Origin of the sequence: Lacticaseibacillus sp. 53-4 (assembly GCF_016861805.1) — a bacterium.
Classification (GTDB): domain Bacteria; phylum Bacillota; class Bacilli; order Lactobacillales; family Lactobacillaceae; genus Lacticaseibacillus.
Genome location: NZ_BOLT01000016.1, coordinates 43,427 through 56,169, shown reverse-complemented (window position 1 = coordinate 56,169; position 12,743 = coordinate 43,427). Strand labels below are relative to the sequence as shown.

Genomic DNA, 12,743 nt, shown 5'->3' with positions numbered 1-12,743 from the left:
TCATTTGACTCCACCCGCACAGCGGGTGGTTTTGAGCCTCGCGCGTCTCCGCGCGAGCCCGGCTAAAGCCTCTATAATGAAAAATGCCGATCATCGTTGATCGGCATTTTGGCTAGTTAAGCTTTTGTTTCGCCGCCGTGGGCAGCTTGTCCGCACTGATCAGACTCGGCCCTTCGACCACGCGTTTTTGCGAAATTTTGGCAGTGATGTACTGGCCTTGCGCAAACGGCATCGGGCCATCAGGTGCCTGCTTGGTTTCGTAACCGAGCTGGCGAGTGTCGCCATTTTCGGTGACCCATGTCAGCGCGTAATCATAGTAGTAGTACTGCTGGCCGTTGACCTTGTAGTCTTTGCCGTTTTCGGTCGCCTTTTTCTTTGTGACCGCGGTCACCTTCGCGTAGGCCGTCGTAGTTTGATAGGTGGTGCGCCAGTAGTTGTAACCGAAAATGCCAACAACCACGACGAAGATGACCGCAACAATGCCGATGATTTTTTTCATAATTAGGCCTCCTACTGCTTCGGGTGCGTTTTTTTAAGGTGGTCAAACGCGGATTGGAGCTTGGCAAACCGGGTGGGTTCTTTTTCGCGGGCTTCCCGCACCATCTTGGCGAAGTCATAGGACTGGGGCAGCTCGGGTGTGTCAGCTTTCTTCTTCTTAAACAGGCTCATGGGTTCCTCCTAATCCTCGGTCGGCACCGGCGCCGGCTTGTGGTAGGTCATGATGACGAACACGCCGATGAGCTGCAGGATGACCAGGTATAAGCTGTAGTTCGGCACTAAGACGTACGCCACAAAGGCCCAGATGCACAGCAGATTGCCCAGCATCAAGCGCGGGCGCCGCAGGGCCTTTAAGTAGGCCAGCACGTGCAGGATCACGCCGATCACGCTCAGCCACCACCAGCGCGGCTCCCAAAGCATCATGAGCCGGCCCACTGCCGGGAAACTGAAGCCCGAGCGCATGGCGACCAGCCCCGCCCATAACAACACCAAGATTGAAAAGCCGGCGTACAGCAGACTGTACAGCCCGATCAGCTTAATGACAGAAGGTTTCATGCTTGACCAGTCCTTAGTAGAATACGTTCAGTATACGGGACACGGGGCAGATCATAAATTCCGTCCCAGCCTATTTGCAAAAAACTAAACATTTGCTATACTGAATATCGTTCTGAAATAAGTTTACCACATGGAGAGTTGGCAGAGTGGCAATGCAACGGACTCGAAATCCGTCGAACCGGTTCACACCGGCGCATGAGTTCGAATCTCATACTCTCCTTACTAGATCAGCTTCAACACATTGCCGCAACCCGACCTGGGTTGCGGCTTTTTGTTTTATGCTTGCAAACAAATTGAAATCCGACTCACTGTCCAGACGTGATGGTCAACTTTGCCAGCACCTGGGCCAACAGCTCTTCAGTATAGGCGCGGTTTTCCGCCAAAATATAAGTCGTCACCTCAGCCAGACTCGCGGTTGGGGCGGCTTTTTGCCACTGCGCGACCCGCTGTTGAATCTGGGTTTCGGTAAACTGGTCTGAAACCACCGCATCCGCGGCATCAGCAATGAACGCACGTAATTCTTTTTCGGTCATCATTATCCCCTCCTGAAAGCATTATACCCAACCTGGTCCAGCCGCGGCGCCGCAGTTTGGCCGACCGCGTGCAGGCCAATCAAGAACAACTAGTTAACTTATTCAAATAATAACGGGTATTTTTTTATTATAGGTAGGTAATTATATTGATTATTAGTTTTTTGAGTGATAACATCTTACTTGTAAGTTAATTCGCAAGCTAAGGGGGCATCACCATGCAAACCAAAGATTATGTTCAGTGCGTCAATCAAGAACTTGAACGTTTACTTGTTTTTGAAACCGTTTTCAAGGAATACGCACACACTTGCCACAACATCGAAAAGGGCAACTGCCTTGCCAGCGAAAGCTTTGAGCGCGTGCACCTTTACTTCACCAAGAATATTATCCGCTTCGACCGCTTCGTCGATCAGTGCGCTGCCGTGCCTGCCCCTTCAGGGTACGAACGGTTCAACCAATTATTAGTCAACGGGCTGAAAGGAATTCGTGAAGCGGTGATCGAAATGCTTGACGCAATTCAACCGGATCACGTCGACCACCGCCAGTTCTCCACTGCGCTGGCGCAGCAGCAAGCGGCCCGCAAACAGATCAACACCGCATTTGAAGAAATTAATGTGCCTGCTTTTTAAACTCTTCACTGAAACCCCGCACTAAAACCCCGTACAAAAAACCCTGCTGCGGCGTTTCCCAAAAGCCGCCGTCAGCGCGAAAAGCGTCCAGCCAAAAAGGCTGGGCGCTTTTTCGTCAGGTCAGGCCGCTGGCCCTTAATGCTGATGGCCTTCCTCAGGCAGCAGGATAGTCTGATTTTCGCCATCGTCGTAGGCCATCACGGTTTCCGGAAAGCTGGCATCATAGTCAAACGGCAGGTCGATCGCGACCTGAGTGTCACTGTTTTTCTCAGAAAACGCCATGGTCAACTTACCTTTCGTGTTAAGCAAATCGAACCGCAGCAAGTTGCCCAGCGGCACGACGCCGGTCAAGTCCTGATCGATGATCATCCAAATTGAATCAATGATCTCGCCAGGCAGCTTGGCAATGACGCCATAGGTGGCAAAGCGACTGTGATTGGCTGAAAACATGTTATTCCTCCTGTTCCTCAGGGCTCGTGATCGCGGCAAAAGTCGCTTGGACCACTTTGGCTAAGGCCTTAGGCGCAATGCCCACAGACCGGCCGATTTTTCCCGAGCTGACGATGATTTCCGGCTCCTTCAGCGCCTCTTCACCGATGAAAATCGGATAGTTGTGCCGCGCGTGAATGCCGATTGGGGTGTTGGCGCCGTGCTCGTAACCGGTTGTTTTGACCAGGTCCTTGAGTGGCACCATGCCGACCTTCTTGTTGCCGGACGCCTTGGCCAATTTCTTGTAGTCAACGTGCATGTCCAGCGGCACCACCGCGACCAGCGGCCCCGTTTTGTTTCCGGTCAGCGCCAAGGTCTTGTAGATGCGATGCTCAGGCACAGCCAGGTGATCGACACTCAGCTGCGCCACATCCCCGGCTTCGTGAGTGGGAAATTCGTACTGGGTGTAAGCGACGTTTTGCTTGTCCAGCATTTTCTCGACCAGCGTCTTATCGTCTTTTTTCTTCTTACTCATGGCCTGCCTCCGGTTCCATTGTAACGATTTAAGCCGGGCAATAAAAGTAATCGCCCGTCGAAAAAAGAGCACGATTGCTCGCACCCTTTCGCCAAGTTATGCCCCTTTGTAAGTCGTCAGGGTCATCATGTCATACCCTTTCAACTTGTCGCGGCCGTGCAGGTCCTCAAGCTCAACGATGAAGGCCGTGCCGACAACGATGCCGCCCAGTTTTTCCACCAAGGCAATGGTGGCAGAAATCGTGCCGCCAGTGGCAAGCAGGTCGTCCACGACCAGCACCCGCTGGCCGGGCTTCACTGCGTCCTTATGCAGGTACAAAGTCTCGCTGCCGTACTCCAGGTCGTACGAGGCGCTGACCGTTGGCCGCGGCAGCTTGCCCTTTTTGCGGGCCGGGGCAAAGCCGACCCCGAGTTTGTAGGCCACTGGACAGCCGACGATGAAGCCCCGGGCCTCAGGACCCACGACCATTTCCACCTGCTTATCCTTGGCGTAGGCGACCAGTTCGTCAGTCGCGGCAGCATAGGCCTTGCCATCCGCCATCAGCGGTGAGATGTCACGGTAGATGATGCCCGGCTCCGGGAAGTCAGGCACGCTTGCGATGTAATCTTTATAGTTGATCGTCATTGATGCGTTTTCCTCATTTCTGTGCCGTCAGCCAGTCTTCAAGCGCGGGCCGCGCGGCTGTTTGCAGCCGGTGCGCCAGCTGCAGAAAGGCGCTCTGCCGCTGGTAGGCACTGCTTTCCTGCAGGGCCTTTTTCTCCGGGTGCGCGGTGACGGTAATTTGGGACCCATCTATTCTAACAAATCCCAACTCAAAAAACACCTGCACGGCTAAAATCACTTGCCGGATCGTCAGGTGCACCTGCTTGGCCGCAAAGCCCAGCTGGTGCTTATCAAAGCCGGGATGAGCGGCCAGAAAATGCAGCACACTGCCAAATTCATGCCGGTTCGGGACGGCCACTAGTTCCGCGGCCGGGGCAGTGAAAACCACGCGGACCGGCAGCGCGATATGCGCTAACAGCTTGCGCAAGCTCGCCTCATCAGGCGGCAAATCAACCAGCACGGCATTGGCCAGCGGTTTTGTCACCGCGTCGGCCATCACCACCGGCCCGCCGAACATGAAGGCAGACGTCATTGCCTGTTTGCGCTTGGCGTCGAAAAACACGTAGTTGTACGCGCCGCGGAATTGCTCCGCGCTGGCCTGCGGCAGCCGCATATCGATGACATTCGGCTGCTTGAGCTCCCAGTCCACCAGCCGCAGCTGCAAGCTCGTCCGGTTCTGCCAGGTGTTCTCATCCATCCGCAGCGCCAGCTTGACTTGACTGGCCGCGGCCAAGGCAGGCGCGTCCGCCCCGCGGTTGAACGCGACCACTTTCTGGCCATCCGCGGTGAACCGCAGATGCGCGTTGGTTTTGCCCATTTGCTGAATGTCGCCCACCTGTTGCGGTACATAGGCAAAGGTCGGCTCCTCGTTGCCAGGGCCAAACGGGGCGAGCTTGCGCATGAGGTGGTAATGATCAAGGCTGATATCGGCAGCAGTCAGGCGCCCACTGATGGCCAGCGGCGGTTTGTCGGCCCCTTTCGGGGCCACGGCCGCGGCCTGCTCCATCGCGGCGTGCAACGCCGGAATGTTGGCCACGGGCAGGGTCAGCCCAGCTGCCATCGCGTGCCCACCAAAGTGAGTCATCTGGTCGCGCGCGGCATCCAAGGCCTTAAAGAGGTTATAGGCGGGCACGGAACGACCCGAGCCTTTCGCGGTTTGACCGTCCTTGGCGATATTGAGCACCAATGTCGGCTTCCCGGTGGCCTCCACAATGTGGGACGCGACGATGCCCAGCACCCCTTCGTGCCAGCCAGCATGAGCGATGATCAAGGTCTTTTGCGTCTGGTTCTCAGGGCTTTCAGCGATTGCCATCGCCTCTTGAACAATCTTGGCCACCAAGGCTTGCCGCTTCTGGTTAAGCGTATTGACGTTTTCGGCGAGTTTTTCGGCCTCATCATCATCAAAAGTGGTCAGCAATGTGACCCCGGGATTGGCGTCGCCTAGCCGGCCCAAGGCATTGAGCCGCGGGCCGATGCCAAAGCCAATCGCGCTTTCGTCCACCTTGGCGGGGTCCAGATCCGCGACTTTGATCAGAGCGTTGATACCCGGGCGCTGCTGCTGATGGATCAGCTGCAGGCCCATCTGCACGATCAGCCGGTTTTCGCCAGTCATGCTGACAATATCGGCAACGGTCCCTAAGGCAGCCAAGTCAAGGCAGTCGGTCGCCGGCTCCCCTAGCAACGCACTGGCCACTTTGAACGCGACCCCGGCGCCTGACAAATCATTAAATGGGTAGTGGCCATCCGGATGACGCGGGTGAACCACCGCCACGGCCTTGGGCAGCACCTTGGGCAGTTCGTGGTGATCCGTCACGACCACGTCCATACCCGCGGCCATCGCCTGATCAATAACGGCCGCGCCGCCGACCCCATTATCCACCGTCACCACCAGCTCGGTCCCATTTTTGCGCAGGTAGTCGTACACTGCCTGATTCGGCCCGTAGCCGTCGTTGAAGCGATCCGGAATGAAAGTCTCGACGTTTCCGGCACCCAGCGAGTTTACCAGCGTGTCCTTCATGATCGAGGTCGCGGTCAAGCCGTCCACGTCATAATCCCCATAAATGGTAATTTTTTCCTGCCGGGTGATCGCCAACTTGATGCGATCGACCGCCTTTTGCATGTCATGGAGCGCAAAGGGATCGTGCAACCGGCTCAGATCCGGGGTGCAGAACGCCTCATAGGCAGCCTGATTGGTGATGCCGCGCTGGATCAACAGCCGCGCCAAAAACGGCGGGACGCTCAGTGCTTCTGCCACCTGCTGGATCTGGTCCGAACTGGGTTGTGCGGCTTCCTGCCAAAGGTAATGTGCCATCGTCGTCTTCCTTTCTAACCGCAATAGTATATCAGACTTTCGCCGCCCCTGCCCTCGAGATTATGGAAGCCGCCGATGAAAGCGTGGTATAATGACATTGTTATAAGAATCTCAGCCCAACTTCGATCAGCGACTGAAACGAAATGGAGAGAAACATTATGGCAGAAGACACAGTAAAAAAGGCAACGAAGATCGTGGTCGACATCCCCGATGAGGACGTCGCAACCGCTGAAAAAGCGATGAACGATCAGGGGTTTGTCACCCCTAAGGAGCTCCCACGGTTGATGGATATCGACTATTCGCGTTCCCTCGCAGCTGCCTTGACCAAAGCCCGCGAAGGCAAGACCGAGGAAGGCTACATCTACAGCGAGGAATTTGACTTTGCTGGCGGTGAGATCGAGAACATTATCTGGAACATGGACAAGATCAAGAACCGCGACGATGCTAAGCGCACCCTTGCCGATCACATGGGGCTGACCATGCCGACTGAGACGCTGTCAAAAGCCGACAAGGAAACCTTCTAAAGTTTAACGATTCAGCGTCTGCCAGCGTTGGCAGGCGCTTTTTTTAGGGAGTCAGCAATGAATGAAAACGACCAATTTTTCCAGCGCGCGATTGAAGCCGGCGTCATTCCGGCTGGGAGTAGGCTTACCAGCGCCTACGCCATGGGCGACAGTCAAGAAGAACAAGACGACCTAGCTGCGCTTGTGCTTGCAGGGACGAAAACGGCCACCAGCAGCGGTTTCGAAATCTATGCGCAGGCACACGAGCCCCTGCCGCAAGCAGGCAATTTCGACATTATCCAAAACAGCCGCGGCGAACCCGTGGCCCTGATCGCCACGGATCATGTCGAGATCCGCTCGTTTGCGCGCGTGGATGAGGCGCACGCCTTTCGCGAGGGTGAAGGCGATCGGAGCCTGCCGTACTGGCGGAAAGTGCACTTGCCCTTTTTCACCAAAGACTACCAGGAAGCCGGCCTGACCTTTGACCCGGCGCGGTCGATGGTGGTGCTGGAGTCGTTTCACGTGATCTACCCGCACTGAGCCGCCCCAGACGTAAAGGACCAGAACCGACAAACGTTGCGCAATTTGCCGGTCCTGGTCCTTTTTTGTAGGTGAAATTGGCGCTTTGGCGTGATTATCGCGCAGCGTCATTGGCCCCCTTCATTACATGTTTTGGGCTTACCTCCCCTGACTAAAGTCAGGGGAGGTAAGCCCGCACTGGCTAAAATTAGTTAGTCTTTTTGCTTGGGCGTCCCGCCTTTCCCCTTTCTGTTCTCTGATTTTGAATATAGTTAGCGACGGTTTCTTTTGACATATCTCCTAGCGTGCCCATGTAGTAGCTGGGCGACCATAAGTGCCCGTCCCAGAGGAGCTTCTTAGTTTCCGGGTGAGCAACAAACCAAGTACGTGCCGATGCACCTTTCAGAATTTTGACAACATTAGCCGGGGCGTACCTTGGCTTAAAGCTTAAAAGTAGGTGCACATGGTCTGCCATCACTTCTGCCTGCTCAACGTTAATGTCGTTGTCGCTGGCGGCCGAGGTCAAAATCTCAAGCATTTCTGCGACAAGCTGTGGTGTAGTAAAGACCGCACAGCGATATTTAGTTACCCAAACCAAATGATAGTGAAAATTATAGACATAGCCGCGTTCATGAATTGCATTATTCTCTACCATAAGTATTATTGTAACCTCCTTTATTGGCTCAATCTGCGTTGCCAGTATTATACCATGCGTAGTATAATATGGACGCGAGGAGGTGAAAATAAGTGGCTAAGAAAATGGCAGATTTGAATTATCACTATGGGCTTAAAATGCGTCTTTTCCCATCGTCTGAACAAAAGCGCGTAATCGACAACAACATTAATGCCAGCCGCTTTGCTTACAACGAAATGGTCGCCATCGACAAGGAACTGTACTCGCTCCATCAGATCAAAATTCCAATCGCCATCGTTCAAGACCGGATTGCCTACTTACAACGACGCAAGAATAATACTCAAATGCTGTTTGCCATCCACCCTTGGTTAGCTGGCACTGGCGTCGGGACTGACGTGGTTGACCAAGCCCGCCGAGCTTATCAGAGCGCATGGCGGCTGTTTCGGCAGGTGCACCGTTCAGGCGTGCCAGTCTTTCACCGCAAGCGTGATGATGGCAGTTACCAACTGCCAACTCGCTACACTAAAAACGGAGTAGGACTTGCGGGTGGCTCCAACCGCTTTATCGACAAGAAACATGTTGCCCTCAGCGGCCTCGGTAAAATTCGTGTCTCTGGTTCGCAAAAGCGGCTGTTTGATCACGCTGACGCTATCCGTGTTGGCACCATCACCATCCGTCGTGACGCCACTGGGCGGTATTTCTTGTCCATGCAGCTAGGCTCCGACACACCGTTCGTGCAAGCCACTAAGCCCGCTCAATCGGCGGTAGGCATTGATTTGAATACCGATAACTTTCTGACTGACTCGGCTGGCAACGTCGTTACTAATCCACGCTACTACCGGTCAATCAAAGGCCGGCTGGCAAAAGCCCAACGCAAGTTAGCACGCCGCCAACTGCGGGCCAAGAAAGAACACCGCTCACTAGGTGATGCTAAGAACTATCAGAAACAGCGGGTGCTTGTCGCCAACCTACAACGCAATGTGGCAAACCGCCGCAATGCTTTTCTCCACCTTGTCTCTACGACACTAATCAAGAACCACGATTTAGTCGTAGCAGAAGAGTTGAGAAGCAAGAATATGTTGCGCAATCACGCATTGGCAATGAGCATTGCCGATGTTGGCTGGCGAACGTTCTTGAGTATGCTGGCATATAAAGCCGGCTTGTACGGTCGCTCATTTGTGACGGTCAACCCGCGAAACACCACGCAAACGTGTAGTGCCTGTGGTTTCGTAATGACTGGCGACCAGAAGCTCACGCTGGCCGACCGAAAATGGACGTGCCCGCATTGTGGTGCATTCCACATTCGCGACCATAATGCCGCGAAAAACATTTTGGCTAAAGGATTAGCCGTCAAATAACCAAACAGTCCGTCTGGCCCTTCGGTGTCCGACGGAACTAAGGCGCTAAAGCGCCAAGTCCGTCTGGCAACCTGCGGACTCTAAAGGCTTTGGTAATTAGCACGTAAGACCCGCTTGCGGGCAATCGCTGTATCTAAGCAAATTGTGGTCGCACCGCCGTTAGGCGACGCGCTTACAAGCCGCTGTCTTTAGTCAGAGGTGGTTGACCGTACCGCTTCAGTGCCGCTGTTAGGGATTCGCGCATGCGGTTGACCAAAGACGGCGGCGAGATGACCCTCACCAAGTCGCCTTGACTACGCAGCCACAGCATCGCCCCGAAGACGAAGGCGTATGACTCAATAATCGTCCCGCCGGTTGCCGTCCTGCGGATCACGCGACTGTCGGGAAAAATATCAAGGGCGTTATCCGGCGAATTATAACACTCGTATCGAAACGCCATGAATTCCCCCATATCGAGCAGGTAACTGTGACGGCGGTGCTCGGAAAGGAAGTAGCGCTCGCCATGCGGTAGAGGCTGGCCCTTCGCCGTTTGGATGATTTCATGAATCCGATCCAGGCGAAACAGCTGGTAGCGGTGCTTTTTTTCGACAAACATGACGACGTAAAAATAGAAGCGGTCAAAATAGATGGTCACGGGTTGCCCTTTAATTTCTGAGCACTGCGGCTGACCTGAGTGGCGATAAGTGAAGGTCACCTGAAGTTTGGCAGCGATGGCAGTCTCCAGCCGCGTCATCAGTGCCAGCAGCGGTTTTGTGTGCACCAGCGGCACATAGTCTTCTTTTTCCTGCTTGAGCCAGAAGTTGACGGTTGCAGTGTCTTCAGGCGTCAGGCGCGCCTGCAAAAATCGCAACGCCTTGATCATCTCAGAAGCAGACAACGCGCGACTGCCTAGCAAAACTGAGGAGATACCAGTGATCAACGCGAGGTTTTCGACCTCATCCCCCTGCACGAGCTGAAACTGGTGCGACTTCGTTTCCACCAAACGGCCGGCGTTTTGCGCCGCCAGTGCCGTTCTGATAGCCGCGAGGTCACGTTGAAATGTCCGCAGTGAGACCCCGGCCCCCGCGTCAAAGCCCACGGTTTGGCCCGCCATCAGCTTCGCCAGCAAATCCGCGACTCGTGCATTACTGTTCATCCTCGCCGCCCCCTTTTTCCGCTTGATCTATAGTTTACGCTGACTCAGCCTGCACGCAAGCGGCAGCCGCGAACCGAAAACGAAAGTAAGGCCAACTTGCCCAGGCGCGATTTATCAGTCCACGCCCAAAACGCCCCGGCCCCGCGATTTTACGACCAAATCGCGGCGCCGGGGCGCTTGTCTTTTTGAGGCTAACAGTGCTTTTTGTCGCAGCCTCAGCGTGTCAGGCTGCCAAGTTACTTGCCCTTGGTGTCGTCTTCGTTCATCTTGAGAATGCTCATGAACGCTTCTTATCTCACCCGGTTTTTATGCCGATTATATGTGTTTCCTTCTATTATATACATATTTCAAATTGCCGTCATGGGTGCTTAAATATTGATGGCGGTTTAATTTGATTTATGTGCATTTATATCGGAGCATATTTGCGTTGGCAAATCGTAGGCAAGACCAAAACGGGGCTGAATAATCAGCCCTGTTTTTTGTTTACGAGCGCAAAAAAGCCCCACCCGCCGAAGCGAGTGAGGTTATTGATGAGCTGTTATGAGAGTTGATGAGCTAGAACGGCCGCTTGCCGGCGTTCACGCACTTCTGCATGTACATGACCAGCCGCGACTGCTTGTCAATCTTGCCGTCCACCGGCGTCCCAGCTTTGCGCTGCCATGCCTTAATGGTTTCGGGGCCGAGAATACCGTCAGCCTTAACCCCAACCGCGCGTTGCATAGCAGCGATGAGCAGGCTTCCTACTGGCTTGCCAACAAACTGCCAGCCGCCAGTGAGACCCGCGTTGTGCCAGTTGTACTGGCTGGACACCACGCCGTCCACGGTGGTGCCGTACAGCCGTTGAAGTTTCGTGGTCGTAGCCGTGCCCCAGTAACCGTCTACGCCAGCACTTGCTGTGGAGGTTGCGGGTGCGGCGGCAGAAGTAGTAACGCTGCCGGTTGCCGCACCTAAGTCCTTGGCGAGTTGTGCTTTGCTGATGCCGAGCTTCGTCAGGTACGGGTATGGATCACCGTGGTCAGACCCACCGTAGTTGCGGCTGCACCACAGGTGGCTCTTGAAGCCAGCCGTGCGGTTGCCATCATCCAACGTGCGCGGCACGCCATACTGCTTAGCCATAGCCGCCGCCAATGCGATCCAGTTGTGGTATGCCTTCATCGCGCGGGTCTTGTCGGAAAACTCGCACAACTCAATCTGCACCGGCGCATAGCGGTTAACATTACCAGCGCCCCACGCTACCCGCCCTGGTGTGCCGACTTGATATGCGCCTTGGTCGTCAACACCGAAGTGAACGAATGTTTGTGCAGAACGCCATACCCGATGCTCATAGGTCGCCATCTGCTTGGCGGTGGCCTCCATGTCATCCGTGGAGTGCAGCACGATGATTTTGCCGATTGTGGCAGCAGTGCCGGCGCTGATTGCCAAAGATTTGTTGATCGTGACCATTACTTAGCCTCCTTCTTAGGCTCGGTGTAGCTCAGTGCCTGAGCACTATCCGCCACGCCGGCCGTGGTTGGATCAGTGACCACACCAAGAATAGACAGTACTGCGAACACTGCGTTGACAATGCCAGTGAGCTGTGTGCCAAGGTTGGCAAAGTCCCACTTGTATCCAAAAGGCGCAGCCACAGCCTGCGCAAGCAATAAAATAGCCGGCACAAGGGCCAGCCAGAATTTGACGCTCAATACACGTACTTTCCAATTAATCTTCATGTTGAACATTCCTTTCAGTTTTTGATTTGAAGTTGTAAAACCTTGTTGTACAGTGCTTCACCCGTTCCATTTCCGCCTAATGCTTTGTAGCTGCGGAAAAGGTAGTTCAAATCGTCCAAGTCATCCGTGCTGATATAACCAGTTTCGATATGGTGGTTGCACAGCATATAAACCTCATGATGAAGCAATCCGACTAGCCCCGCATCTATCGCCTTTCCGTGCTTTCGATGCGTCTGCCACTGGCTTAAAAACCAACCAAACAAAGCCCCACCGCCCAACTCTACAAAAATGTCTAACCAACTCTTAAAATCCACATCTTCATACTTCCTTCCACAAAAATACCGCTAGGAGTTTGCCCCAGCGGCGTAGTCATTACCGGTAATCTGTTTGTACTCATCAGGCGTTATCATCAACCCCACATAGGGTTCGATGTCGATTCCCCACGCGTAGAACTGTTGGCACATATCGTAATCTGTCATGCGCCCGCCTCCAGTTTCGCTACCCGTAGCATCACAGTCGCCAGAATCTGCTGGTCGGCGCTGGGCGCAGGCCGCTCTGCAGCTGCGACAACCTCGGCAGCCTTCGCCTCATCAGTCGCCAGTTTGCCGTTCGCATAGGTTGTCGCCCCCACGACAATGCTGTCAATTTCAGACTGTGACAACTCAATGGCATCGGTGTCGTCAAAGCCTACCTGCCACTTCTGGCCATTCCAGAACTCCTTCTGGTAGCCGATGACGACACCGTCCGCATCGAGGGTTAGCAGCACTTTTAGCTTTTCTTTGTCCATCTCTAGCC

Annotated in this window: 18 protein-coding genes, 1 tRNA gene and 1 pseudogene; 5 read left to right on the top strand and 15 right to left on the bottom strand. The window is 54.4% G+C overall.

What is annotated here, in order from left to right:
- Positions 1–112 precede the first annotated feature (112 nt).
- The 3 genes from JUF21_RS07820 to JUF21_RS07810 are packed head-to-tail and all read right to left on the bottom strand — an operon-like array spanning position 113 to position 1,053.
- Entirely contained in the window at positions 113–499 is a 387-nt protein-coding gene (locus JUF21_RS07820) for a DUF1093 domain-containing protein (protein ID WP_203663860.1), read from the bottom strand.
- 11 nt (positions 500–510) lie between these two features.
- Positions 511–669, bottom strand: coding sequence for a hypothetical protein (locus tag JUF21_RS07815; protein WP_203663858.1), 159 nt, complete (start codon positions 667–669; stop codon positions 511–513).
- A gap of 9 nt (positions 670–678) precedes the next feature.
- Positions 679–1,053, bottom strand: coding sequence for a hypothetical protein (locus tag JUF21_RS07810; protein WP_203663856.1), 375 nt, complete (start codon positions 1,051–1,053; stop codon positions 679–681).
- Between the two features lie 132 nt (positions 1,054–1,185).
- On the opposite strand from JUF21_RS07810, the gene JUF21_RS07805 reads away from it, so the two are divergent.
- A tRNA-Ser gene (locus JUF21_RS07805) sits at positions 1,186–1,273 on the top strand.
- Between the two features lie 85 nt (positions 1,274–1,358).
- On the opposite strand, the gene JUF21_RS07800 is transcribed toward JUF21_RS07805, so the two are convergent.
- Positions 1,359–1,589 (bottom strand): hypothetical protein, encoded by a 231-nt coding sequence (locus JUF21_RS07800; RefSeq protein ID WP_203663854.1) that lies wholly within the window; start codon positions 1,587–1,589, stop codon positions 1,359–1,361.
- Between the two features lie 212 nt (positions 1,590–1,801).
- Here JUF21_RS07800 and JUF21_RS07795 point away from each other — a divergent pair, with 212 nt between their 5' ends.
- Positions 1,802–2,212 (top strand): hypothetical protein, encoded by a 411-nt coding sequence (locus JUF21_RS07795; protein WP_203663852.1) that lies wholly within the window; start codon positions 1,802–1,804, stop codon positions 2,210–2,212.
- A gap of 135 nt (positions 2,213–2,347) precedes the next feature.
- On the opposite strand, the gene JUF21_RS07790 is transcribed toward JUF21_RS07795, so the two are convergent.
- From JUF21_RS07790 to recJ, 4 genes are all read right to left on the bottom strand, one after another.
- Positions 2,348–2,662, bottom strand: coding sequence for a DUF960 domain-containing protein (locus JUF21_RS07790; RefSeq protein WP_203663850.1), 315 nt, complete (start codon positions 2,660–2,662; stop codon positions 2,348–2,350).
- Between the two features lies 1 nt (position 2,663).
- The gene (ybaK, locus tag JUF21_RS07785) at positions 2,664–3,176 is read right to left on the bottom strand and encodes a Cys-tRNA(Pro) deacylase (RefSeq protein ID WP_203663848.1); all 513 of its coding nucleotides are present in this window, start codon (positions 3,174–3,176) and stop codon (positions 2,664–2,666) included.
- 96 nt (positions 3,177–3,272) lie between these two features.
- On the bottom strand, positions 3,273–3,800 hold the full coding sequence (locus tag JUF21_RS07780; protein WP_125754589.1) for an adenine phosphoribosyltransferase: 528 nt from the start codon (positions 3,798–3,800) through the stop codon (positions 3,273–3,275).
- A gap of 13 nt (positions 3,801–3,813) precedes the next feature.
- Positions 3,814–6,090, bottom strand: a complete 2,277-nt coding sequence (gene recJ / locus JUF21_RS07775; protein WP_203663841.1) for a single-stranded-DNA-specific exonuclease RecJ — start codon at positions 6,088–6,090, stop codon at positions 3,814–3,816.
- Positions 6,091–6,248: 158 nt separating this feature from the next.
- On the opposite strand from recJ, the gene JUF21_RS07770 reads away from it, so the two are divergent.
- Both JUF21_RS07770 and JUF21_RS07765 read left to right on the top strand, forming a co-directional pair.
- A complete protein-coding gene (locus JUF21_RS07770) occupies positions 6,249–6,614 on the top strand; it encodes a hypothetical protein (protein WP_125754591.1) in 366 nt (121 codons plus the stop codon).
- 57 nt (positions 6,615–6,671) lie between these two features.
- Positions 6,672–7,133, top strand: a complete 462-nt coding sequence (locus JUF21_RS07765; RefSeq protein WP_203663839.1) for an ASCH domain-containing protein — start codon at positions 6,672–6,674, stop codon at positions 7,131–7,133.
- A 187-nt stretch (positions 7,134–7,320) separates the two neighbouring features.
- Here JUF21_RS07765 and tnpA read toward each other — a convergent pair whose 3' ends face one another.
- Positions 7,321–7,767 carry an IS200/IS605 family transposase gene (tnpA, locus tag JUF21_RS07760; RefSeq protein ID WP_203663837.1) on the bottom strand — a complete coding sequence of 149 codons (447 nt, stop codon included), beginning with the start codon at positions 7,765–7,767 and terminating at the stop codon, positions 7,321–7,323.
- A gap of 104 nt (positions 7,768–7,871) precedes the next feature.
- Here tnpA and JUF21_RS07755 point away from each other — a divergent pair, with 104 nt between their 5' ends.
- A complete protein-coding gene (locus JUF21_RS07755) occupies positions 7,872–9,104 on the top strand; it encodes an RNA-guided endonuclease TnpB family protein (protein ID WP_203663872.1) in 1,233 nt (410 codons plus the stop codon).
- A 172-nt stretch (positions 9,105–9,276) separates the two neighbouring features.
- Here JUF21_RS07755 and JUF21_RS07750 read toward each other — a convergent pair whose 3' ends face one another.
- From JUF21_RS07750 to JUF21_RS07725, 6 genes and pseudogenes are all read right to left on the bottom strand, one after another.
- Positions 9,277–10,239, bottom strand: coding sequence for a YafY family protein (locus JUF21_RS07750; RefSeq protein WP_203624864.1), 963 nt, complete (start codon positions 10,237–10,239; stop codon positions 9,277–9,279).
- Positions 10,240–10,794: 555 nt separating this feature from the next.
- On the bottom strand, positions 10,795–11,682 hold the full coding sequence (locus tag JUF21_RS07745; protein ID WP_203663828.1) for a peptidoglycan-binding domain-containing protein: 888 nt from the start codon (positions 11,680–11,682) through the stop codon (positions 10,795–10,797).
- Positions 11,683–11,708: 26 nt separating this feature from the next.
- Positions 11,709–11,948: pseudogene (locus JUF21_RS07740) on the bottom strand (phage holin); the annotation flags it as partial.
- A 14-nt stretch (positions 11,949–11,962) separates the two neighbouring features.
- Positions 11,963–12,262 (bottom strand): hypothetical protein, encoded by a 300-nt coding sequence (locus tag JUF21_RS07735; protein WP_236000518.1) that lies wholly within the window; start codon positions 12,260–12,262, stop codon positions 11,963–11,965.
- A gap of 30 nt (positions 12,263–12,292) precedes the next feature.
- On the bottom strand, positions 12,293–12,427 hold the full coding sequence (locus JUF21_RS07730) for an XkdX family protein (RefSeq protein ID WP_203663818.1): 135 nt from the start codon (positions 12,425–12,427) through the stop codon (positions 12,293–12,295).
- A complete protein-coding gene (locus tag JUF21_RS07725) occupies positions 12,424–12,735 on the bottom strand; it encodes a hypothetical protein (RefSeq protein WP_203663816.1) in 312 nt (103 codons plus the stop codon). The genes JUF21_RS07730 and JUF21_RS07725 overlap by 4 nt, the downstream gene beginning before the upstream one ends.
- Between the last annotated feature and the right edge of the window lie 8 nt (positions 12,736–12,743).

What these genes read in the sequence shown, in the direction of transcription:
- JUF21_RS07820 (WP_203663860.1), bottom strand. Translation starts at nt 499, where the DNA reads ATGAAAAAAATCATCGGCATTGTTGCGGTCATCTTCGTCGTGGTTGTT.
- JUF21_RS07815 (WP_203663858.1), bottom strand. Translation starts at nt 669, where the DNA reads ATGAGCCTGTTTAAGAAGAAGAAAGCTGACACACCCGAGCTGCCCCAG.
- JUF21_RS07810 (WP_203663856.1), bottom strand. Translation starts at nt 1,053, where the DNA reads ATGAAACCTTCTGTCATTAAGCTGATCGGGCTGTACAGTCTGCTGTAC.
- JUF21_RS07800 (WP_203663854.1), bottom strand. Translation starts at nt 1,589, where the DNA reads ATGATGACCGAAAAAGAATTACGTGCGTTCATTGCTGATGCCGCGGAT.
- JUF21_RS07795 (WP_203663852.1), top strand. Translation starts at nt 1,802, where the DNA reads ATGCAAACCAAAGATTATGTTCAGTGCGTCAATCAAGAACTTGAACGT.
- JUF21_RS07790 (WP_203663850.1), bottom strand. Translation starts at nt 2,662, where the DNA reads ATGTTTTCAGCCAATCACAGTCGCTTTGCCACCTATGGCGTCATTGCC.
- ybaK (WP_203663848.1), bottom strand. Translation starts at nt 3,176, where the DNA reads ATGAGTAAGAAGAAAAAAGACGATAAGACGCTGGTCGAGAAAATGCTG.
- JUF21_RS07780 (WP_125754589.1), bottom strand. Translation starts at nt 3,800, where the DNA reads ATGACGATCAACTATAAAGATTACATCGCAAGCGTGCCTGACTTCCCG.
- recJ (WP_203663841.1), bottom strand. Translation starts at nt 6,090, where the DNA reads ATGGCACATTACCTTTGGCAGGAAGCCGCACAACCCAGTTCGGACCAG.
- JUF21_RS07770 (WP_125754591.1), top strand. Translation starts at nt 6,249, where the DNA reads ATGGCAGAAGACACAGTAAAAAAGGCAACGAAGATCGTGGTCGACATC.
- JUF21_RS07765 (WP_203663839.1), top strand. Translation starts at nt 6,672, where the DNA reads ATGAATGAAAACGACCAATTTTTCCAGCGCGCGATTGAAGCCGGCGTC.
- tnpA (WP_203663837.1), bottom strand. Translation starts at nt 7,767, where the DNA reads ATGGTAGAGAATAATGCAATTCATGAACGCGGCTATGTCTATAATTTT.
- JUF21_RS07755 (WP_203663872.1), top strand. Translation starts at nt 7,872, where the DNA reads ATGGCAGATTTGAATTATCACTATGGGCTTAAAATGCGTCTTTTCCCA.
- JUF21_RS07750 (WP_203624864.1), bottom strand. Translation starts at nt 10,239, where the DNA reads ATGAACAGTAATGCACGAGTCGCGGATTTGCTGGCGAAGCTGATGGCG.
- JUF21_RS07745 (WP_203663828.1), bottom strand. Translation starts at nt 11,682, where the DNA reads ATGGTCACGATCAACAAATCTTTGGCAATCAGCGCCGGCACTGCTGCC.
- JUF21_RS07730 (WP_203663818.1), bottom strand. Translation starts at nt 12,427, where the DNA reads ATGACAGATTACGATATGTGCCAACAGTTCTACGCGTGGGGAATCGAC.
- JUF21_RS07725 (WP_203663816.1), bottom strand. Translation starts at nt 12,735, where the DNA reads ATGGACAAAGAAAAGCTAAAAGTGCTGCTAACCCTCGATGCGGACGGT.